15 protein-coding genes are annotated in these 24091 nt (G+C 45.5%); 5 read left to right on the plus strand and 10 right to left on the minus strand.

Annotated features, from left to right (window positions below):
- Positions 1-8: 8 nt before the first annotated feature.
- From V7R39_RS09760 to V7R39_RS09785, 6 genes are all read right to left on the minus strand, one after another.
- A complete protein-coding gene (locus tag V7R39_RS09760) occupies positions 9-371 on the minus strand; it encodes a hypothetical protein (protein ID WP_334030382.1) in 363 nt (120 codons plus the stop codon).
- Positions 372-421: 50 nt separating this feature from the next.
- Positions 422-1723 carry a sulfite oxidase gene (locus V7R39_RS09765; protein ID WP_334030383.1) on the minus strand — a complete coding sequence of 434 codons (1302 nt, stop codon included), beginning with the start codon at positions 1721-1723 and terminating at the stop codon, positions 422-424.
- A gap of 75 nt (positions 1724-1798) precedes the next feature.
- Positions 1799-2803: a YeiH family protein gene (locus V7R39_RS09770; RefSeq protein ID WP_334030385.1), complete on the minus strand. Its 1005-nt coding sequence runs from the start codon at positions 2801-2803 to the stop codon at positions 1799-1801.
- Positions 2804-2808: 5 nt separating this feature from the next.
- On the minus strand, positions 2809-3816 hold the full coding sequence (locus V7R39_RS09775; protein WP_334030386.1) for a TauD/TfdA family dioxygenase: 1008 nt from the start codon (positions 3814-3816) through the stop codon (positions 2809-2811).
- Between the two features lie 10 nt (positions 3817-3826).
- Positions 3827-4780 (minus strand): aldo/keto reductase, encoded by a 954-nt coding sequence (locus tag V7R39_RS09780; protein ID WP_334030388.1) that lies wholly within the window; start codon positions 4778-4780, stop codon positions 3827-3829.
- Positions 4781-5055: 275 nt separating this feature from the next.
- Complete coding sequence (locus tag V7R39_RS09785; protein ID WP_334030389.1) at positions 5056-5805, minus strand: GntR family transcriptional regulator; 750 nt, start codon at positions 5803-5805, stop codon at positions 5056-5058.
- Between the two features lie 240 nt (positions 5806-6045).
- Between V7R39_RS09785 and V7R39_RS09790 the strand changes: the two genes are divergently transcribed.
- From V7R39_RS09790 to V7R39_RS09805, 4 genes are all read left to right on the plus strand, one after another.
- Positions 6046-8130: a glycoside hydrolase family 31 protein gene (locus V7R39_RS09790; protein WP_334030390.1), complete on the plus strand. Its 2085-nt coding sequence runs from the start codon at positions 6046-6048 to the stop codon at positions 8128-8130.
- 17 nt (positions 8131-8147) lie between these two features.
- Entirely contained in the window at positions 8148-9872 is a 1725-nt protein-coding gene (locus V7R39_RS09795) for a solute:sodium symporter family transporter (protein WP_334030391.1), read from the plus strand.
- Positions 9873-10179: 307 nt separating this feature from the next.
- Positions 10180-12561 (plus strand): TonB-dependent receptor, encoded by a 2382-nt coding sequence (locus V7R39_RS09800; RefSeq protein WP_334030393.1) that lies wholly within the window; start codon positions 10180-10182, stop codon positions 12559-12561.
- Positions 12562-12756: 195 nt separating this feature from the next.
- Positions 12757-14130: an alpha/beta hydrolase family protein gene (locus V7R39_RS09805; RefSeq protein WP_334030395.1), complete on the plus strand. Its 1374-nt coding sequence runs from the start codon at positions 12757-12759 to the stop codon at positions 14128-14130.
- Positions 14131-14142: 12 nt separating this feature from the next.
- Here the strand turns inward: V7R39_RS09805 and V7R39_RS09810 are convergent, their stop codons facing one another.
- The 4 genes from V7R39_RS09810 to V7R39_RS09825 form a co-directional block, all read right to left on the minus strand.
- Positions 14143-15357 carry an alanine racemase gene (locus V7R39_RS09810; RefSeq protein ID WP_334030397.1) on the minus strand — a complete coding sequence of 405 codons (1215 nt, stop codon included), beginning with the start codon at positions 15355-15357 and terminating at the stop codon, positions 14143-14145.
- 277 nt (positions 15358-15634) lie between these two features.
- The gene (locus V7R39_RS09815) at positions 15635-16198 is read right to left on the minus strand and encodes a PEP-CTERM sorting domain-containing protein (protein WP_334030399.1); all 564 of its coding nucleotides are present in this window, start codon (positions 16196-16198) and stop codon (positions 15635-15637) included.
- 32 nt (positions 16199-16230) lie between these two features.
- On the minus strand, positions 16231-19902 hold the full coding sequence (locus tag V7R39_RS09820; protein WP_334030401.1) for an ExeM/NucH family extracellular endonuclease: 3672 nt from the start codon (positions 19900-19902) through the stop codon (positions 16231-16233).
- A 231-nt stretch (positions 19903-20133) separates the two neighbouring features.
- Positions 20134-20706, minus strand: coding sequence for an outer membrane beta-barrel protein (locus V7R39_RS09825; RefSeq protein WP_334030402.1), 573 nt, complete (start codon positions 20704-20706; stop codon positions 20134-20136).
- 516 nt (positions 20707-21222) lie between these two features.
- Between V7R39_RS09825 and V7R39_RS09830 the strand changes: the two genes are divergently transcribed.
- Positions 21223-23949: a TonB-dependent receptor plug domain-containing protein gene (locus V7R39_RS09830; RefSeq protein ID WP_334030404.1), complete on the plus strand. Its 2727-nt coding sequence runs from the start codon at positions 21223-21225 to the stop codon at positions 23947-23949.
- Positions 23950-24091 lie beyond the last annotated feature (142 nt).

Here is a 24091-nt window from a genome sequence, read left to right on the forward strand (position 1 = left end):
AGCTACAGTTATCGTTTTGGCATAAGATGCGGGGCAAGCGGTGGTCGTCTTGCCGATTCTTTTGGCCCATACCACTTCGCCAAATAATCTAAAATAACCGGCTCGGCGTCAGCTAACGGCCACAATTTTTGCGTGTCTTGCATCCACCTGATAGTTTCTAACCAACGTTTTTTACTCATGGCGTTTTGCGTAATAAGCGAAGTTGAATGGCACGCGCTACAGTGGGCTAAAACCAGGTTCGAGCCCTCAGCTATTACTAATCCTGATTGCGAGTCTACTGCCGGTTCCGCTGCTTCTGAACTGCTCGCAAACATAGCGCTAAACCCAGTTAAGCAAAGCGCAATACAGATTGTGCGTAACGCTAAAGACATAGTAGAAATCCTGTTATTGGCAGCGGCGTGATCTGTTTATCTTTCATATTTTACGCTACCACTTTTACTGCAACGCGATGACACGCATTGTTTAAATAACCCTTCGGGTTCCAGCCAGGCAGCACCATGGGCTGGGCTTTACCTGTTTCATCCACCGCTTTTGCCCATATTTCGTAGTACCCTGTTTGAGGGAACGAAATACGGGTAGAGAAGTGTTGCCACGCATGTCGGTTTGCGGGGCGAGATAGCTCGGCTTTTTGCCAAGTTTGGCCAAAGTCGATAGAGGTGAACATGTCTTTTACGCTAGTTGAGCCGCACCATGCATGCCCCCTCACCGCTAACGCTTTTGAGAGCTTATGCTGTACACCAGATTGAGGATAGGTGATAAGCGATTTTATCGGCATGGCCTCAATAATACACATTTCATCATCGGGCACGGTTGTGCCTGGTGCCACAGGCTCGCAAGGAACTCGGTAGGCTTTACCCAGCATTTTTGCGCCATCGTGTACCTGGTTTCGAATAACAATTTTGCTTAGCCATTTGCCCGATGTTGAAGCAGGCCAGCCTCCAAACACTAATCGTAATGGAAAGCCATTCATGATGGGTAAGGGGTCGCCATTCATTTCCCATGCAATAAGCGACTCATCTTCCATGGCCTTATTAATAGGCACGCCTCGCGAGATAGCGGCTTTACCCGGCGTTCTGCTTAAATGCTGATCGTTGCCATAGTAACCAATATACACAGCGTCATCGTTCACGCCCACGGCCTGTAATACGTCTTTTAGCCGAACGCCGGTCCATTTAGGGCAGCCTACTGCGCCGGTGGTCCACTGGTTGCCTGTGGCCGCCGGAGAAAACTCAGCCCTGCCGTTACCGCCGCATTCTAACGTTAGTTGGTAGGTATAATGTTTAAAGCGTTGTTTTAGCTCGTTGAGGGTGAATGTTATAGACTGCTTAGCAGATTCACCCTCTATGGTGAGTGTCCATGTATCTGGATTAGGGGCGCTTGGCACAATACCGTTATTGCGCACAAAAAGGCGATTGGCTGGTGTAACCTTGTCATCAAGCAGGTGTGCGGGTGTTTCTGCATTAACGGGGCGGTCGTTTAATACCACTAGCCCATCTTTACCTGCTATTTCAAAAGGCGTGTCCGATTGTGCAAAGGCAGCAGGAATAAGCCCTGGTGGCATGAACTGTCCGTAAACCACTTCGGCGCCCAGCAGTACCGACAGCGTTTTTAATCCAGATAAAAAGCCTCGACGGCTCATTGGGTTACTGATTCTGCCAAATACGGTGTGGTCTGCTTTTTCAGCATCGTTGGCGTAAAGTTCATGAAGGCCGCGTTTTTTCACTGCTTTTACCTTTTAAAATTACAGACGTTTTGTTTGGTTTGTATCGCTGCGCTACTGCCTATCTAAACAGACGAATTATAGCAAATACAAGTAGCCTAAAATGAGTAACGCTATCCATAAGGTCTCAGTCAAAATCATCATTATGGGAAGGGCACCCACTTCGGCAAGTTTGCCCAAGTTAGACTTCATGCCAATAGCGGTAATAGACACCACAAGGAAAAACCGCGATACCTGCGAGCCTGTTTCAACAATATATTCAGGCAACTTCGCAAAGCTATTGAGTAACATCATGGCAATAAAGCCCACTAAAAATAACGGAACCTTAGGTACGTCGCCCTCTTTCATATTTTGTTTGGCGGTGTAAAAGCATTTAATTATCAACATCATGATAAGCACTACGGGCATTAACATGGCTACGCGCACAAGTTTTGTTAGCGTTGCCATATCACCGGCTTCTTCCGACACTGAATACCCAGCGCCTACCACCTGTGCTACATCGTGAATGGTGCCGCCTAAGAATATGCCTGCTTTTATATCATCCATACCCATTTGCGCCGCAATAATGGGGTACACAATCATGGCAATGGTAGACATAGCAGTAACGCCAATTACGGTAAGGAGGGTGTCTCGTTCGTGATTTTCGCCTTTCGGCAGAATAGTGGAAATAGCAAGAGCGGCAGAAGCGCCGCAAATGGCTACCGAGCCTCCAGTAAGGGCACCAAAGCGTTTTTGTAGACCAAAGGCTTTAGCAAGAAAAACACCTAGCACTATGGTGGTGAATATAGCACCTGCCAGCATAAGGGCAGTTTGCCACCCTAGAACAATAAGATCGCCTAGTGCAACTCTTAGCCCCAGTAATACAACGCCAGCTCGCAGCAACGTGCTGGCAGTAAAATCGATACCGCATGAACAGGGCGTGTCTTTTTGATAAAGAAACGACACCGCCATGCCAAGTAACAAAGCGAATAACATAGCAGGGGCGTTGTAGTGCTCGCTAAGAAAAAGCGCAGCCATTCCGGTGATAACAGCAATGCCCAGTCCTGGCCATATATTCTTACACCTTACTGCTATGTCATTCATTGCAATTACCGGTCTGCGGCCACTAAAGCCACTAACACAACCCGTTTTCTATCTCCAGAATAAGGGCGGCGTCCGTGCATAGTGCGATAATTATCAACAACTGCGACATCGCCATCTTGCCATTCAAGGTCGAAGGTAAAGTCTTCAGCGAGTTCAGAGGCCCGTTCTAAACCTTCTTTGGGAATATGGCTGCCGTCACCAAATGTAATGGCCGATGAGGGGTTTTCTCTTACACCTTTCCAGCCCATGTAAGCTGCAATAAGCTGGTTGTAAAACACTTCAGAGCCATCAGCCATTTCCACTACTGCTGGCAGTACGGGGGTAACGGCTTTTAAACTGCCGTCTGCCATCCATTCCCAGCTGTATCCCAGTTCGCTCAATTTAGCTTCGGCCTCTTCAACCGTTTCAACGCTTAATGTGCTTTTCCAACTTCTACCTTGGCCTGAGTTTGCATCGTCTGCGGCGGGCATGGTGGTAGTGTACTTTAAACCTTTCTGTTTAAAGTCATCGGCTAACTGTGGGACTTCCGCTTTCAGTGCTTCAAACAATTTGTCTGAGCGACATAAGGGCGTAGCGCCGCCTTCATCAGCGGCCGACTGACAAAAGAAAAATACCTTACTGGGAGAGATGGGCGTTTGCGCCATTTCATGATGTAAGAATATTTCTACGTCTTTCGGGGCTTCGTTGGCTGTAAACACGCGCTCTGTAAAGTTTATTCTTACCGCATTAGACAGTGACTCTTGATAGGTGAAGTTTGGATAACCAAAGCCGGCTGAAAAAACGTCAAATACTTCTGCACTATCGAGTGGGAACCCACGAAACAATAGGGCACCTGAGCTGGCTAACTTAGCCTCTAATTCCGCCTGGTTTGCTTTAACAAAGGCAACAGTGTCGGCCACGGTTTCACACTGTGCGTTATTTACCACAATAGACGGAAATACGTCATTATTATAATTGTGCTGGGTAGCCACATTGGCATACGCAACATCCGAGGTTTCATTGACGTTTTTCATTAATAAGCTCCTAGTCGTAAATAGGGTGGAAACGATTGAAGGCGGCTTCGCAGAAATGCCCAGGATCGTTAAAACGACGGTTCATATTGAGCGACGAGATGGCCTGCATTTCTTCATCGCTTAGGCTGAAGTCGAACAACGCAATATTCTCTTTCATACGCTCAACTTTTGAGGTTTTAGGTATGATGGCGTTACCGCGCTGAATGCCCCATCGTAAAACGATTTGAGCAGGTGTTTTGCCGTGCGCTTCTGCTGCTGCTTTCACGACGCTTTGCTCTAAAACAGACTCGGTTTTGTCAGCCATTTCTAGCTCTAAATAAGACAGCGCTCCTAGAGGCGAAAATGCCGTTACCGCTAGGCCGTAATTTTTGGCCAGCCGTATTAGTCGCTCTTGAGTCAGGTAAGGGTGAGACTCTATTTGAAGCATGGAAGGCTTGATGCGAGCGTAGCTCATTAAGTCGTTAATAAGACCGCTGTTGTAGTTACACACACCAATTTGTTTTACTGAACCGCCATCAACAAGCTTCTCCATGGCTTCCCATGTTTTGTAAAGTGGTACTGGCGCTAGCTCCATTGTCGGCTCTGCGGCTTCTGGATCGTAGAACCACTCTGGCGGATAGCGAGTTTCAATGGGCACAAACTTTTGTGCTATAGGAAAGTGAATGAGGTACAGGTCGAGATAATCTAGCTTTAAGTCGCTTAATGTTTTGTTAAGCGCTAGTTCAACATGTTCTGGCGCGTGGAACGTATTCCATAGCTTAGAGGTTATCCACAACTCTTCTCGCGAACAAATACCTTCAGCAATGGCGCGAGCAATTCCCTCACCCACTTCTTTTTCGTTACCGTAATCGGTAGCGCAATCTAAATGGCGATATCCTGCTTTAATTGCTTCATAAGTTGTATCTGCACAAATGGCTTTGTCTACTTTCCAAAAGCCAAATCCTACCTCTGGTATTTTGTCCATTACATTATTCACCTTATATTTCACATATTTTAGCTAAGTGTATTTTAATAATACATTAGTCTTGTATAAGACATAAGTTATTACACAGACTGAGCTAAGTCAACAATCTGTTAACAAAGTTAATGGTTAGCGGGTGGTGTGCTTAACTCGAAAGTGTGTAAAAAAGTGTTCAGGGAAAAGAAATAGTATGTGTTGGGCAGATATACTTAAGCAGGGAAAGGGGGGAAAGAGTAAATGAAGCAGATACTTAACGCAAAAAGGCAGAGCTGATTGTACTAATCTAACTCTACCTGATAGTGGTAGTGATCGGTGCGGCATTTACTTTCGCGGTACTCAATAAGTTTTCCATCTATCGACTCGGTAACGCGAGTAACGAGTAAAAGAGGCGTGCCCTTTTCTATATGTAATGCGTCTGCATCGCTTTCAGATGCCAAAATCGCTTTAATGCTGTCTCGGGTTTTAAACACGGTTTGGTTATAGTCGGTTTGATAGAAGTGATAAAGCGTATGAGGAATATCTTCACGGGTATTAATACCGGTAAACAGCTTGGCCGGAAGATAAACGGTTTCTAGCATGCAAAATTCATTGTCCAGAATTCGCCTGCGTACAAGTTTAATGACCTTGTCTTTCGCTGAAAGTGACAGGGCTTTTTGCACTACGGTAGATGGCGCAACACGCTCTTTGCTGAGTAATTCCGCTTTAGGAAGGTCTGCACCCTTGCCATCGGCTTGAAGAGGAAAGAAACGAAACAAGGCGTCTTGCGCAGTGTGTTCTGACACAAAGGTGCCAACGCCTTGTCGGCGAGTGACAATTTTGGTGTCGGTTAGCAAAGTTAGTGCTTTGCGCACGGTACCTTGGCTAACGTTAAATTCGTCTGCCAGTTTAAACTCGCTGGGAAGCATTTCCCCTGGCTGCCATCTGCGTTCAACAATGAGCTGCTTAATGTATTCGCCAACCTGTTGGTATAGAGGCTGAAAGGCGAGACTCGGCCCGCCGAGCTTATGGTCAAATTGAGATGAAGACATAAAACCAAAACCTAAAGATTGTTTTTCTTTCGTTATATCATACACAAGATGTATAGCGTACTTTTTACTAATTTTGTAGCTGCATTAAAAGTTGGTATGGTCACTAGCAGCGGCATCCTTTCTTTACTCACCGTTGTTTTTAATAGCTGCATTTGCTGGTAAAGTTTTAATTGCTGATTGACACCGTGGTTACATTTCATTAACTTGTGTCTTATATAAGACATTCAGAGCGATGAGCAAATGAGTAAGGCCTTTAGTGTTAGTGAGCCAGATTGGAACCAAATAGAACCGGCAGATATTACCCAAACACCTTACCTAGAGAATAACGATATTCTTATTGTACCTACTCAGTGTGGTGAGCTTAGGTTATCGATAAGCAATTTCGGGCTTCGGATTCAAAGCGCCGATGATAGCCAGGCTGCATACGGAATGCTCACAAGTACGCCAGAAAAAGAGTCGCTCACGTTATCTGGTGACAATGACCAATTTACGCTTAAAGGTGGAAGCTATCGCCTAGAGCTATTTATGTCGCCGCTTCATTTTAAGCTGTTTAAAAACGACAAGCTGGTACAGCAAAGCGCCACCGACGGCCACTTTGTTCGCCAGCATCGCCTTCCTCCTTTTGCTAAAACCGATGCAGGTTGGTTAATCAGTTTAGAGCTTGCGTATGACGAAGCTGTTTATGGCTTGGGAGAGAAATGGGCAAAGCTAGATAAACGCGGTCAGCTTATTCGCTCATACAACCACGATGCCCTTGGCGTTAACGCAGAGAAGTCTTACAAAAACACACCTTATGCTTGGAGCCCTGAAGGGTGGAACTTATTTGTCCATACACCTTCACCGGTAACCCACGGCGTGGGTTACGCGCTATGGTCTCAACGTGCTTATGTGTGCTTAGTTGAAGACGCTCTACTTGATGTATTTCTATATCACGAAGACACACCAGCAAAAAGCATTAACACCTATAGCCAGCTAACAGGTTTTGCGCCAACGCCGCCAACGTGGAGCTTGGGCGTCATTCTTTCAAAGGCGTACTACAAAGACGCGGAAGAGCTTTTAGCGGTAGCAAAAGAAGTGCGAGAAAAAGAAATGCCGTGCGACGTCATTACTCTTGATGGTAGGGCATGGCAAGACACCGATACCCGTTTTGCTTTTGAATGGGACCCATCTCGCTATGCCGATCCGCAACCCATAATAGATGAGTTAAAGGCTCTAGGGTTTAAAATTTGTGTGTGGGAATACCCCATGATTTCTGTGAAGAACCCGTTGTTTAAAAAGGCCGCTGATAAAGGCTGGCTTATAAAAGACAAGCGCACGGGCGAGGCCTATCGCTACGAGTGGGATTTAAGCCCATTTGGTGAAGTACTTACGCCACTGCCGGATTCCGGTATTCTCGATTTTACCCACCCTGAAGCCTACGAGTTTTGGAAAGAGTCGCACAAGCCTCTCTTCGATTCAGGCATAGATATGATAAAAGCCGATTTTGGTGAGCAGCTAGAAGACGACAATATGCTTTCGTACAGCGGCGATTCGGGCAATCGTCTGCACAATGTGTATAGCATGCTGTATAACCGCTGCGTTTACGAGGCCGCTGAAAAGTACTGTAAAACAGGGCCGTTTTTATTCAGCCGTTCTGCCTGGACTGGCAGTCAGCGTTATCCTTCACAATGGGGCGGCGATCCGCAAGCCGATTGGCAAGGGCTTGCAGCAAGCATTCGCGGTAGTCTGTCGTGGGGGTTATCGGGCGGGCCGTTCTTTGCCACTGATATTGGCGGTTTTTATAAAGATACCCGCGATGCCGAGCTTTACGTTCGCTGGACTCAAGCATCGGTATTTAGTGCTCACATGCGTCTTCACGGTATAGGGCCTCGCGAACCTTGGTCTTACGGTGAAGCCGCGTCGAGCGCGGTGTTTGAAGCACTTAGATTGAGATACAGACTCATTCCTTATTTAGAAAAAGCGGCGCAGCAGGCCTCGAAAACCGCCTTGCCCGTTCAACGCGCAATGGTACTGGCGTTTCCTGATGAACCCCTTTCTCACGGCTTCGAGCAGCAGTTTATGTGTGGTGACGACCTACTCGTTGTGCCATGTGTGGTGCCGGGTGGAAAAATAAAATACTACCTGCCTAAGGGCGAATGGGTGCGCTTGGGTAGCGATGAGACTGTTAACGCTGAAGTTATTAACGGTAATAGCTATAAAGAAGAAACGCTGTCCCTTAATGATATGGCTGTTTTTATGAAAAAGGGCAGTCAAATTGAGTTTGGACCAGACGTTCAGCACACCGATATGGACATGTCGAACATCACCCTATGGCCGGCGCAATAGCGAGGAAGGAGTAGTACATGGACATCACCCTTACGCTGTTGTCATGCACGGCATTTATGATTTTAGTTGCCGTCATTTCTTACATGAAGACGAAAGGTGAGGTGAATACGCAAGACGGGTACTTCCTTGCCGGGCGTGGGCTTACTGGTACCTTTATTGCCGGTTCCATGATCCTAACTAACCTTTCCGCCGAGCAGTTGATAGGGCTTAATGGCTCTGCCTTTGGGTATAACTTAAGTGCCATGGCGTGGGAAGTTACCGCGGGTATCTCTACCATTATTATGGCGCTTGTGTTTCTGCCACGTTATTTGGCCGGCGCTTTTTCTACCTTACCTGAATTTCTTCGAGACCGATTTGACGACAGCGTGCGCCGCATGACCGTTGTGCTGTTTATGGTGGGCTACTCCCTCGTTACCATACCTTCTGTACTGTACTCGGGCTCCATTGCCGTGCTTCGACTTTTTGATGTACCTGGCTTATTAAACCTAAATTATGAGGCAAGCCTAGTATTAACCATTGTGGTCGTGGGCACAGTGGGGGCTTTGTATGCCATTTTTGGTGGCTTAAAAGCAGTAGCCGTGTCAGATACTATCAACGGCATTGGCCTGTTAATTGTGGGTTTGTTAGTGCCAATACTTGGTCTTGTAGCATTGGGGGACGGCAGTTTCAGCCAGGGTTTAACCACCATTGCCACAACAGAAACTGAAAAGCTCAATGCAATAGGCGGGCCCGACGATCCGGTTCCGTTCGGCACTATTTTTACCGGCATGATTTTGGCCAACCTCTTTTATTGGGGAACGAATCAATACGTTATTCAGCGCACCCTTGGCGCGAAAAATCTGGTGGAAGGGCAAAAAGGCGTGCTCTTTTCAGGATTCTTCAAAGTGCTGGTGCCATTTATGATGATGCTGCCTGGCGTTATTGCTTACCATCTGTATCAAGATGAAAGTTTGCAAACTATTGACTTAGCGTATCCGCACTTGGTGAAAAACGTATTACCCCAATATCTGTCTGGCTTTTTCTTAGCAGTATTATTAGGTGCTGTTTTCAGCTCATTCAATTCGCTGTTAAACAGTGCGGCTACTTTGTTCTGTCTCGATGTGTATAAGCCCTTCAAAAAGGGCAACGTCAGCGATGAAAAAATTATACGGGTAGCAAAGATAACCAGCTTGGTTATTGCGGTTCTGTCTTTCATTACCGCACCGCTGCTCATGTTTGCGCCTGATGGTTTGTGGCAGATCATTCGTATATTTACGGGCTTCTATAACATTCCGGTTATTACCATTGTGCTGGTAGGTTTATTCACCAAACGCGTGCCGGCACTAGCTGCCAAAGTGGCCATAATTTTCCACGTTATTGCGTACGGACTGTTGAAGTTTGTGTGGGAAGTGGACATCAACTTCATTCATATTTACGGCATTTTGTTCGTCATAGAACTTGCCATTATGTTGGTTATTGGGCGTCTGTATCCTATGGCCACACCATGGCAATTTACGTTGAAGGCAGAAGTGAATATGACGCCTTGGCGCTATGCTATTCCAAGCGCCATCATTCTTATTAGCCTTATTGCAACGCTTTACCTCATGTTCTCACCCATCGGTTTTGTGGGAGGGTTGAGTCAATCATTTATACCTCTTTTGATAACCCTGTGGGCGAGCTGCTTCATTGCCATTGGCTTAAGTCTTAAATGGTGGCGTGTTAGATACGCAAAAAGTCTGAAGCGTTTAACGGCCAACGCCTAACCAATGCCTATTGAGTAGGTAGAGATGACCCCCTCATTTCTACCTGCCCCGCATTTACCAAAAAACATGGTGAAAACATTAACATTCTATTTGCAAATGAATTTACAATTGTTTAACTTAAGTACTCTTATATAAGATACTAGATAAAAGATATCTTCTATACAAAACGGTGTTGAAAACAAAAGTTACATTGTGGTGCGTTTCACTAATAAAAATAAAACCTACATGCTTTGCGTCATCAATATGCCTACACAAGCTTGATTATTGATTGCGAAAAAGGCTTGAGAACAGTCCCTTGGAGAACAACATGAATACAAGAAGGTCTATTGTTAGTCGGGCGGTAACGCTCGCCATGACATCTGGATTACTCGTTAGTGCACATGGCTATGCGCAAGAAAATCAACAGGCCGAAGAGCCTATTGATGAACGATCACTCGAGAAAATTGTAGTAACGTCGCAAAAGCGTGTGGAGAGTATCAGTGATATTCCTGTTGCAGTGTCTGTATTGCGTGAAGATCAAATTAACGCAGCCTTCGCTAACAACATTGAAGGCCTTCAAGCGTTGGTGCCTTCTGTAAGCTTTCGAAAAGGTAACACAACCCGAAACTCGGCAATTACGGTACGTGGTGTAGGTACTATCTCCTTTAGTATTGCGGCTGAGCCAAGCGTATCTACCGTTGTAGATGGTGTTGTTCTTGGGCGTTCTGGTCAAGCATTTATGGACCTGTACGATCTACAAAGAATTGAGGTTCTACGCGGTCCACAAGGTACCTTGTTTGGTAAAAACGCATCGGCCGGTGTCGTAAATATTACCACTAAGCGTCCGCAGGATGAGTTTGGTGGAATGCTAGAAGCCACGTTGTTTCAAGGTAATGAATATCGGCTAAGAGGCAGTATGCACGGCGCCTTAAACGAAGACGCTAGCGGCAGCATTACGGTAATGAAATCAGGTTTCGACGGTTATATTGAAAACGTTTTCAATAACGAAATGGTTAACGGCTATGACAGAGAAGGCGTTAGAGCAATGCTCGACTATCGCATTTCTGACGATACTGAAATGCTTTTCATATTTGAAAACATGAAGTCAAACGATGATTGCTGCGCAGATTTAGAGCTAACACCAAGTGGCCGACACCAGTCAGAAGCATCGCCTGATAGCACTGGTATAGGCGATCTGGATTTAAACCAGCGTCAGGTTGACCACGATTTTGAAACGCGAACCATCGATGAACATACTGCGTTCTCGATGCAGTTCGACACTATGATTGGCGACCACCAGTTTACCTCTATTACAGCGTATCGCGATTGGTCGAACACGGAATTCCGTGAAGGCGACTTCACCTCTACTGCCGGAGACGCACCGTTGCCTGTATTTGGCGTGCCGTTTCAGCTACACGACATCGGTCCTCAAGACTGGAACCAAGTATCGCAAGAATTTCGTATTGCTTCACCCTTAGGCAATGCACTTGAATATCAAGGCGGTGTGTTCTGGTGGCAGCAAAAGTCTAACCGTAGCTTTACCCGCGAAGCGAGCTGTCAAAACAATAACGGACAATTCCCTGCGGCAATTAGCGCTTATCTTAGCGGCACATTAGGTGTAGAGAACCCAAGCGAAGAACAAGTTAACCAGTTTATTGAAGACGAGTCGCTAAGCTGTTTATCAAACGATATTGTTAGCGCAACTGCCTTTATGGAAACTGAGTTTCTAAACTACGCCGTATTTGCAGATGGTAAATATCATTTTAATGACGACTTACGCTTACTCTTTGGTTTACGTTATACAAAAGATGAAGTGAGCTTTTCTCACAACCGTCGCAGTAACGATGAGTATGCAAGAACGGGTGTAGGTGTTCGTGGCTTTGATACAGACTTTGACGGAGAGACAGACGAAACTGATTTGTCGGGTAAGCTAGGCGTGCAGTACGACATTAACGACAACAGTATGGCTTATTTTACCTTCTCGCAAGGTTATAAAGGCCCAGCGTTTAACGTGTTTTACAATATGGCGCCAAACGATACGCTTCCCATTGGCCCAGAAACCTCTGACGCTTACGAGCTAGGATATAAATACGCCAGCCGCGACTTCGTATTTAATGCGGCAGTGTTCCGCACAGAAATTGACGGTTTCCAAGCTAATAACCCAGAATTGTTAGACGGTGTTTTCATTACTCGTTTAACTAACGCCGGGTCTATTATTACCGAAGGTGCAGAAGTTGACTTCATTTGGCAAGTCAGCGACCAATTTAGCTTATTCGGCGGAATGGCTACCGTTGATGCGACTGTTGATGAGTTTAGATGTCCAGTAGGCTTAGACTCCTGCGACGGCAGATCGGGTGCCGACTTACCATTCTCACCAGATTTGAAATACTCTCTAAGCGGTGAATACGTTTGGGAACTTGACAATATGAACGTTTACTTAAACGGCTCTTACGTTTACACCGACGAAATATTCGCAGGTGGCCCAGGTACAACAGCAGAGACAAACCCTGAAGCCTTATTGCCTGATTATGGCATTGTTAACGCAAGCCTAGCGTTCTCGTTTAACGATGATGACGTTCGTATATCGTTAATTGGTAAAAACCTGACCGACGAAAGTTTTGTTACTACCTACAGCGGTGACAACTTCCGATATCAAATTCCTCGCGATGCAGACAGATACTTTGGTATTCAAGCTCGCCTAAGATACTAAGATTAGCAAAAAAGCATAAGCCAGCGGTGATGTAATTGCCGCTGGCTTTTTTGTTTGTAGCTTAAGTGTATTACTTTTCACGTATTATCTAGTACGCGTAATCAATTAGGCATGCAATACGACAGTTCGCCTGTAACAAATAGCCTATTGAAGACAACCTATTCCACACTCATGCTTTATAGCAAAGGTCATATAATGAAAAACTTGTACCCATCTAGCTTTGCCACAGTAATGACTTCCCTGTTTGTGTTGTTGGGATTAACCACAAGTGCCAACGGCGAAAATAGAATTGATACTCAACGACCCGATGCGCCCGAATTAGCAAAATATGGTCAATATAATGTGGGCGTGCGCACACTCGAACTTACTAACCCTAATCAGATTGATGTTGTAAATATTGATACAGCCCAGCTTGATTCATCGGGTGTTAACTCTAGTGGCTCCGATGCGCCCACACTTCCAAAATACGACAGGCCGCTTACGGTAGAGCTTTGGTATCCAGCGGCTGAAGATGCAACTGGCAGTAGGGTGCAAACTACTTATTTACGCGACGGTAAAACCAAAATTAGTCTTCATGGCAAAGCCATGCGCGACGCGAGTCCTGCGCAAAGCGACCAAGCCTATCCCTTTGTTATTATCTCCCATGGTTATCCTGGAAACCGCTATTTAATGTCTCATTTGGGTGAGAACTTGGCATCAAAAGGCTACGTGGTTGCCTCAATCGACCATACCGACTCTACTTATCGCACGTTAAATGCTTTCAAATCGACGCTCGTTAATCGTCCACTCGACCAAGGTTTTGTGCTCGATGAAATTGAAAGGCTCAGCGAAACCTCAGACTCTTTCTTGCATAACATCGTTGATACGCAAAACACGGCCATTATCGGATATTCGATGGGTGGTTACGGCGCAGTAATTATGAGTGGCGCAGGAATGACCAAGCAAGCAGCAGAATCTAACAATATGGTGCCTTCGGGTTTGTTAAGCATGTATCAACAGGCTTCAAATTCTCAAGCCAAGCGGCCCGATTCAAGAATTAAAACCGTTATCGCGTTTGCCCCTTGGGGAATGAATTATAACGTTTGGGATGAGCAAGGTTTAGCCGATATAAACGTACCCATGCTGTTTGTTGCAGGGTCTGTTGACGATGTGTCTGGATACGAAAATGGTGTAAGAGCGCTTTGGCAAAATGCGAAGAATACCGAGCGAGCCTTACTTACCTATGAAAATGCTAATCATAGTGCGGGTGCGCCAATGCCCGCGCCTGAAGAAAGCTTTTACTACAACGAAGAGCTCGGAATTAACGTGAGTGTGCACTATACCGACTCGGTGTGGGAAAGCGCCAGAATGAACAATATTGCGCAGCACTTCATAACGGCTTGGTTAGGCAAGTACCTAAAAAAGAATGCTGAAATGCAAGATTACTTAGACCTGGTGCCGTCTTCGAATGAGGGCAAATGGGCCAAAGATCAAAGCGGTGAGGAAAAGCCAGAACATACACACTGGACTGGTTTTAAAAATCGAACGGCTAAAGGTTTGAAATTTGAATGGTTAAAGCCGCAAGACTAACTGTATGTACACTCACCAGCCCGTAACTGAATGCCATTTGTCTACGGCAACGCCATTTTCTACTACGTAATAATGGTTGTATTGCGCCGCAGTTGCGCATGCATGATTTGGAAGAATTTCTACGGCTTTGGCTGGCGGGAAATGAGTGAAAATACTGTCAGTGCTTTTTGATTGGGGCTCTGACTGGCTTTCTTGGCTTGCGTTTGAAGCTGCAGTAATAATGCCATGCTCTTGATTCGCGTCGCTCATGATATAACGCGTATTTTGGCTACTTGAAGGGGCAACTAGCCCATAGCCATAATCTTGAACGTGATCGGCGGTGCCGCGGTCTCTTGACATGGCCATCCAGCCTGCATCGGTTATTATCCAGCCTTTGTCTTTCTGATGACCTATCACCGTGCCCAGTACCGACATAGCAATATCGTCTACGTCGCATACGCCTAATCCTGCCATAACCAGGTCGAAAAATACGTACACGCCGGCGCGCACTTCGGTGATGCCGTCGAGTTGGTCAACGGCAAATGCGGTAGGGGTAGAGCCAATAGACACCGTATTACAATGTATTCCCTCTTCAAACAAACGTTTAACAGCATGTAGAGTCAGGTCGCGCTCTTGTGCCGCCATGGCTTGCTTTGCTTTTTCAGTAAAGCAGGTGTAAGACTCGCCAGCATGGGTCATCACCCCTTCAAACTTTGCATGAGTACTATTGCTAATATGTTTGGCAATAGAGAGAAGTGCGTCAGAGTGAGGGTTTACGCCAGAGCGATGCCCATCGGTATCTAGCTCAATAATGACTTTAAATACGCAGTTGTGCTGTGCCATTTTCTCAAAGATAAGTGACAACATATCCTCATTATCAATGACAACCGTTAGGTCACAACCTTGCTCAATAAGCTGTGCTACGTGGGCTATTTTGTTTGGTGTAATGCCCACCGCATATAAAATATCGTCCATGCCGTGTTTAAAGAAATAGTCGGCTTCTTTTAGCGTTGAAACCGTAATGCCCTTAACGTTGCCAGCATCAATTATGGCCTGGGTTACTTCAATCGACTTATGGGTTTTAACGTGGGGTCTAAGCGTGCATTGCAAATTACCAATATGCGAAGACAACCGAGCAATGTTGCGCTGCATTTTGGCTTTGTCTATCAAGCAGCAGGGAGTGGGTAAATCTTCAATGTTGGTTGGAGTAAAATGCATAAGCGCCACACAATAATTTAGATACTGCATACAGTAATGCACTAGCACTCAGGTTTCGAGTGTATTTACCGAAGCAAGCAATTATTTTCAACCAATAACTCGAAACATTAATATATGCATTACTCTATATTTGATTGTCACCTCATTAAAGGCGTGATTACTGATAAGATTTACAATGTTCAAAAATTTAATCGAGAAAGTTCGATGATGTGATACTGGCAAGTGGCTTGTAAACTGAACAAAAAAAAGCCGCAGCATGAATGACTCAAACCGCGGCTTTTGTGGATTTGTCTTGAAACGGTTTGGCTTAGGCTTTACGGCGCACGCTTACTAGTCCGGCGATAGCCATTGCCATTAAACCTAATGATGCTGGCGCAGGAACGTCAACCGCATTATTAACATTCACTAATGCCGGAACAGTGCCAGCGTCAGTAGCAATGTTGACTTCTCTGACATCAGACGTAAAGAAGTCAAGAAAAGATGCAGCGACAGTACCAAAACCGATAGTTGAACCTATGGCATTCTTACGTCCAAGTAATTCAATTTCTAATACGGTGTATTCGCCTGCCGAAACTTCAGAAAAGTTGGCAAAGTCAATGCTAAAACCATAGCTTTCATCACCAGATAAAAAGGCTAAATCAGACCATGCTGTTAAGTCGCTGCTAAACGTTCCATCAACGAAACCAAATATCGTTTTGTCAAATTCAAGTTGAAGCTGAAAACCAGTAAATGCTTCGGTCATATCAGCAATGACCGAGACAGTAACGGTTTCGCCAACATCAATATCGTTGTCGCTTACAGATAATGAAATTAACGATGCATTGGCCTGCATTGTCACGAATAAAAATAAGCTAGCTAAAATCTTTTTCATGTTATCTTCCTACTGCTTTTAAGTTTTTGCCCTTATGCCGCGCAACGGGTGCGCGAGCATAAGGTCATCATTGTTTGAACATCGATAATATTGAATTTACCGTCTTTATTGAGGTCAAAATCGTCGCTAATCGACTGACGTGTGCGAATAGCCATCATAAAGCCACGCACATCGTTAATATCAACATCACCGTCTTTATCCCAGTCTCCACGTAACGCTTGAGCTTCAAGCTTCAGTGACACGATAACGGGGTCATGGTCTGACATGCGATATGCATCAGGTGCATACCAGCTATCAATCTGCGAGGCTGATTTAAAGTTAAGGTTGTAATCCAATACAATAGGCTCATCAGCGTTAATGTGCCATTCGGTAGTGTCTACAACGCTATCAATTAGAATGTCATTGGCAAGCGCATGGTCCAAGTACCCCAGCTCGCCGCCAAAGGTGTAGGAGTATGCACTCGCGCCGCCAAATTCATTTGCTAAATCGGTGTACCCTTCGGCTAAAATTGCACGGATAGGATCTTCTTTCGCATACGCATTTAAATCGCCAATAATCAAAGCCGGTGTATCAACAAACTCATTTGCAATAAACGCTGTTAACGCTTGAGCAGCACGCGTACGAGTTAAATTGCAGCTTCCCTGACCAGTTTCATTATCGTCGTCACCCGCACCACAGCTTGAACCTTTAGACTTAAGGTGATTAACACTTACCACCACTTCTTCGCCGTTTGCGTTTAATGCGAATTTTTGAATGAGCGACGGACGATTGCGACGGTCGTTAAATAAAGGACCATCTTCATCGCTGATCGAGTTACTGCTATCAAGAATACGTAACGCGCCGCTCAATGAAACGACATCAGGCTTATAAATAAGCGCGACGGTAATCGCATCAGTACCGACCGTTGTGCCAGGGTCAACAATTGCATAGGCGTCTTCACCTAATTCTGCATTTACCGCATCGACAAGCTCAGCAATTGCACTACCTTCACCAAAGCCGTTGTTTTCAATTTCCATTAAGCCCACGATATCGGCGTTCATTGACGCAATGGCGGCAACAGTTTTGAGAGTCTGGCGTTCAAACTCTGTTCTTCCAGCGCTATCTGTGCCGTTATCGTCTGCTCCACGACAATCATCGTTTCCTTCTGGACCACAAATATCTGGGCCACTGTCGATGTTGTTGAAGAAGTTCAGAACATTCAGACTGGCTACTGAAAGGTTTCCAGGCGCTAAATCAGGTGCTTCGGTGCGAGGGTTTGAAGCAACGAACGTTGGCTCAGCCGTCGCATAAATCATGTATTCACCACGTGTAAAATCAAGCACACCCGTTAGTGATGATACCGTATCGCCTAAACGTAAGGTGTTTGAGGCTGACAAGTTACCAGTAGGGAATGGCACAACAGCAGGGTTTTGATTATCGCTACCATCATCAAGAATGATGCGATTCAATTGGTTCTGCTCAGCCAGTTCAAGATTTTCAGCTGTACCAGGCTCAAAGATATTGTTCGGGTTGAAAATACGACCGTTTGACAATGTCACTCGACCAAAGCGACCTAAACCAAAGTTATCACTTACCGTTAGCGGCGCAGAAAAGTTAACTAGCATTCCTTCCAGTGATTCAAGCTCTGTTAAAGATTCCACCGGCAAGCTTAACGAGGTAGGTGTTATTGCAGCTACTTCTTCCTCGCAAGACGTAGTTTCAGCAAGTAAGCTTAACTGAGTACGACCAAATCTCTCCGATACACTACCATTTACCAGTACTAATTCACCGACGCTTGGTACTGCGAAGTTAGTATTTTGAACATATATCCCTTCTGATGTTTCAGGGTTACCGTCTTCGTCTGCTGCTAGCTGTTGCACAACAAAACCATTCAGCTCAGGTAAAACAGAGGTTACCACTGCTTTAACCAAAACATCCTGTCCTGATATAGGGCTTTCGCTACCGCTACCCTGAATAGTGGCGATTGGGGTGAAGGTGCTGTTCGAATCACAAGATAATGCTTCTGCTGTAGTGAAAGAGCTAACAAAATCAGCCGCTAATGCATCGGCTTGTCCATCAACGTCGCTGACTTGATCAGCCGATACCAGCAAGTTACACGTTTCACCATCTGCAAGTTGTGCTTCTGGCGTCAGCGTAAGCACGGCACCGTTAAGCTGACTGCCAAGTGATACCTCACCTGAAACCGAACAATTAAGTGATGGTAAATCACCAAGACTAACATCTTCGCTGAACGTAACAATTACTGCCGTATCAACACTGATTAACGTCGCTTGATCAGCTGGCGTAACATCAACAACCGTTGGTGCTACATCTGGCACAGTACACCCTGCAAAATTATTTCCGTTAACTTGCGTACCCGGCGAATAAAGCGCGCCTTCAGAACCAGTCGCAACGCTATGCTTAACGAAGACTTCGCCAGTAATGTCTGGGTCACGTGTGAGTGACTGATTGTCACCGCCAGCAGAGCCATAAGTCTGCTCAATGATGATTGCACCGTTAGTGAGTGTAATCGTGTCGCCGCCGTTATTCAGGCCAACTGCACCGGTTGATGCCGCCTGAACAAGCGCTCCACCGAAACCATCGGTAGATGCAGTATCACCAAATACAACCACTGCACAGCCCGCTTCAACAGTTGAACCGCTTGGGAAAACATGACGAACTTGTACACCGTCGCTCAGCTCCCATCCAGTTAGGTCAAAGGCTTGTTCACCGTTATTAACAATCTCTACAAATTCATCGCCTGAGGAATTTCGTGTTCCGTCACCATTTGCATCGCCTGCATCACCAGATGCAGGGTCGGCGTGTATTTCATTTACCAACAAAGAGGCGGTTGCTGATTCGTCCACGACACTAAACGCAATGGTTACGTCTTCGGCCATTGTATCTGGCTCGCCGTCTAAGTCAGTTACATCTTCGGCGCTTATTGTGAATGAGCACTCATCGGCTGATGTAAAGTCAGTATCAGGATCAACCGTATAAGTAGCCCCCTCACCCGATAGCGTGCCTTGAATAGCTACTTCACTAGTACATTCAATGGCATTGATAGCGCTTATCGCAACGTCTTCACTGAAGCGAATAGAGATTGAAGCGTCAATCGCCACGTTAGCGTCGCCATCGGCAGGGTCAGTCGATACAACGGTTGGAGCATTGTCTACAACCACGCCACCGAAGGCTTGATTATTATTGGCAGCGCCAGGCGTCGCAGTTGCTGGTGCCTGCCAAACAAAGTCGGCATACGCTGTTCCGGATCCAGAAAGCTGTAATGAATCACCAATAGCGGTCGAGCCAGGCTCTGAAACACCAATATCCATGCTGGTGAGGCCGCTGGCTATACCGTTGGTCGCTGTTAACTGGCCCTCATAACTTAAAAATTGAACCACGTTACCTGTCGCATCAACCAGTGCCAGCCCATCGGGTGAGCCATTTTGAATACCAGAACGATTGACTGTAGCAAAACCATAGCCAGCAGCTTGATCGCCTATCGCTCCAGACAGTGCTTGCGTGCCGTAAGTTGTGCCATTACTTCCGTTATAAAAAACGATAGACCAACCGGTAAGGTCAGTTCCGGCAGGTGCTGCGATTTCAACAAACTCGCCTGTATCACCACCAGTGTTATCATAGTGAATTTCATTTATAAACACAGTTGTAGCTTGTGCTGCTGATGCTAATGCAACAGACATAGCTGCTGCTATCATTGCTTTCATTTTGTCTCCCCAGACATTGATGCGCCAGTTTTTTGGTTCTTATGGTGTCAAGATTTTGTCGCATTATGTTTAACTACTTCTGTGACAGACTGATGACAGCTTTTTCTAAAAGCAAGTAAGCAAAAAAATGAAATAAAAAAGCCGGGTATGGAATTTACCTACCCGGCTTTATCGTTAGCGCCAACAACTATAGTAATGTAAAAATTTACGCCATATAGGCGCTACATCACATTAAAAGTTATAACGCGCATTCAATCCAAACGTGCTGAGGTCGTCTGAAGTTTCATAGCTAACGCCTACAGCGAAGGCTGGAGAGAAAAAGTAGTCGCCACCAATAAGAAGCGATGTGTCACTGCCACTGTCAGTATCAATATATTTCACAGCACCGCGAAGTTCTATGTTGTCCATTACCATAGAACGAGCACCGGCTGTTAAGCCGAATCCGTCTTCGCTTTCAGACTCACCACTTCCTGATATTTCAACATCTTCATAGCTAACAATACCGTAAAGATCTGTTTTGTTTGATAGGGCATAGCGATAGCCTAAACCGAGTGACAATCTATCGAAATCTATTTCAGTGCTAAAGATATCGTCATTTTGCATTGAATAGCTACCGGTAACAAACACGTCGTCTGTCACTAGTTTTGATGCTGAAATGGCAAAGCCATCAGGCTCATAGTTTAAATCAGCATCATCAAAATCGGTCATTACATAGCTGGCTTGGACAAAATCCCAAGCAGGAGCAGCTGCGAAAGAGGCTGCAGATACTGCACTAAGTGCGGCAGCAAGAATTAGTTTTTTCATTTAATCATTCCTTAATGTTGAGTGCCTGTGGTTGGGAACCCCGAATTCGAGTTCAGGACCAGGCAGCGTCGAAATATACGCTTTATAAGGAATTAATCTACTTTTTTCATACGCTTATATGTTACGAGATGTAATTTCTGACACATTTTTTTCGCTAAGAAGCAAACCCTATCTACCACGTTAAACGAACTACTTTTTCTACTAATAACGAAAATACTTAATCGTTTTTCATGTTAACTAAGTGTAAAAGAGTAGCTCATTATTTAATCAGCGTGTTGTCTTTTTGTTATCATCTGGTGAGAAATTATTATCCTAAGGTAGTAATTGAATGGAGGGTTAATGATGATGGATAGTGCTTAAAGATCGAAATAACGAAATACTTGTACTAATAAGGCGCATTATTGTAGCATCAAAAATGCACAGGGTGATATTTTACCTCACCGCATAATTTTGAATATCACAAAACATAATAAAAATAATATCTATACAAACAACTCGTCTTGAAGGAGACACACAGTGAACCAAAGTAACTTCACAAAAGGTCGTAAACTTAATCGTATAACTTCAGCGCTGCTAGCTGGGTCTATACCATTTTTTGCCGCACTTTCTGCTCCTGCATTAGCACAGGAAGCGGAAGAAGAAGCAGAAAGTTTTGAGAATATTATTGTTACCGGTACGCGCATGACTAACCGTTCTGCGGCAGATTCTCCGGTGCCTGTTGATGTAATTAGCGGAGAAGAATTCCGTCAAAATTCATCAACCGACGTACAAGACATGCTTCGCACAAATGTACCGTCATTCGATGTAAACACTCAGCCTATTAGTGATGCAGCCACAATAGTACGCCCTGCCAACATGCGAGGCTTATCGCCAGATAATGTTTTGGTTTTAGTTAACGGCAAGCGCAGACACCGTGGTTCAATTATCTCTTTTTTAGGTGGTGGTATTTCTGATGGGGCACAAGGTGTCGATATTTCAGCTATACCGTCACTTGCGTTAAAGCAGGTTGAAGTGCTGCGCGACGGTGCATCCTCTCAGTATGGTTCTGATGCCATTGCCGGCGTGCTTAACTTCCTATTGCGTGATAACGACGAGGGCTTCGAGCTGCGGGCTAATTATGGCTCTACCTATGAAGGCGACGGCGATACCTACACCATAGCGGCAAATGCGGGTTTTTCACTGGGCACTAGTGGTTTTGTTAATGTTACGGCTGAAATTCGCGATGTAGAAGGCACCATTCGCTCTGTAGTGCGTGACGACGTTGCGGGTATGGTTGATGCGGGGTATTTATCGCAGTCAGACTTTTCCACAATTAATACCTATACCAATGAGGTTCCTCAGTACTGGGGGCAGCCAGATGTAGAAGATGACGTTAAAGTGTTCATTAATTCTGAGTATGAGTTTAGTGATGCGGCAGAGCTTTACCTTTTTGGTAATTACGGGCAGCGTAATGTTGCTGGTGGTTTCTTTTATCGTAACCCAGTAACTGAAGGCAGCCAGCGTGGTGGTGTTTATGCCGGCCCATTGGTTGACCCACTCACAGGTATGGAAGACCCTAACGGTGTACATTCAGTGCTTGTTGGCGATTTAGACGGAGTAGGGGTAGGCGGAAGTTGTATTGCAGGTATCCCAATTGGCGGAAACGGTAACGTTTTTCCAGACCCAACGTTCCTTCAGCAAGTACAAGCCGATGACAATTGCTTCTCGTTTATCGAAACAATTCCGCTGGGCTTTGTTCCGCGATTTGGCGGCGAAAACGAAGATATGGCGTTCACGGTTGGTTTACGTGGCGACTTAGAAGTGGGTACGGGTCTTTATTACGACGTTAGCGCACAGCGCGGTTCCAACAGAACTGACTTCTTCATTAATAACACAATTAATGCATCACTAGGCCCTGATACGCCGCGTGATTTCAATCCGGGTGGTCAAGAACAGACAGAAACCTTGTTTAACCTTAACTTTGTGTATGGTATCGACGTTGGTTTTGAGTCAGATTTAAACGTGGCGTTTGGTGCTGAATACCGTGAGGAAGAGTTCGATTTGTTCGCCGGCGACCCAGCTTCATTCGCATTAGGTCCATTATCAAGCCAAGGTTTCTCGTCAAGCTCAAACGGCTTTGGTGGTTTCCCAAGTAACACAAGCGCTTCACAAGACAGTACAGCGTTTTATGTAGACTTAGAAGCTGACGTGACTGAATCACTAACATTACAGGCGGCAGTGCGTCGTGAGGACTTTAGCGAATTTGGTGATACTACCGACTTTAAACTGGCCGGTATTTTCCATGTAACTGATGATTTTCGCATTCGAAGTGCCTATTCAACAGGCTTTCACGCACCAACAGCGGGCCAGGCGAATATAACCAATGTGACTACACAGAACGTGAATGGCGTGCTTATCGACCAAGGTACACTGCCTTTATCATCGGCAGCGGGTCAGTTAGCTGCAGACTTTATTGAAAGTCAAGGTAACGGTCGTCCAGCTTTAGGACCAGAGCAGGCAAGAAACTTCTCTGTAGGTTTTTCTGCGGATATAGCAGACGTTAGCTTAACGGTTGATTTTTATCATATCGAACTTGAAGATCGCGTAGCACTTGGTGCTAACGTAGACTTCTTAGATGCACTTAACTTCGCTGGCGGCGGTGCCGATTTTGCGACGGTATCAGAAGCGTTGACCGAACTAGATGCATCGGGCGTTATCGACCGTCAAAACTTCATTGGCTTAGACGATCTGTCTCAGTTTAGGTTCTTCTCAAATAGTTTTGACACAACAACTCGTGGTATCGACGTGGTGGGTAACTACAGCTTTGATGTTTGGGGCGGCAGTTCACGGTTAACGTTAGCCGCTAACTACAACGAAACCGAAGTGGACGATGTAGGAACGCTTAATCCCATTGGCGAAAATCGTGTTGCTGCGATAGAGGATTTACTGCCAAATTTGCGTGGTAATGTATCGTGGACACACACTCAAGGTGATTTTAGAACTTTATTGAGAGCTAATTATTTCGGTGGTTGGGACGACACTGGAAATGGCGTAAATGATATCAGCGCAGAAGTCCTGATAGACGTTGAAGTGGTTTACACCTACAACGAATATCTTGATTTAGTGGTGGGAGCGAGCAACTTGTTTGATACCTATCCGGATGAAAACCCTAGCGCAGGAAGCTTAGGTCAGCTGTACCCTGAAGCAAGCCCATTTGGTTTTAACGGTGGTATGTATTACGTTCAGGCACGTTATACGTATTAAGCGCTTGCTTTAAATATCAGTACTCAAAATGTGGCTGCTAGCAGCCACATACAACAATGCCGCTTTCTTGTGTTCTCATATTGAGGCACCTGAGAGCGGCATTTTTTATTTATGGGGTACTAGAGCGTGTGCCCTGAATCAA

This window comes from Alteromonas sp. P256, from assembly GCF_036864455.1.
Classification (GTDB): Bacteria; Pseudomonadota; Gammaproteobacteria; order Enterobacterales; family Alteromonadaceae; genus Alteromonas.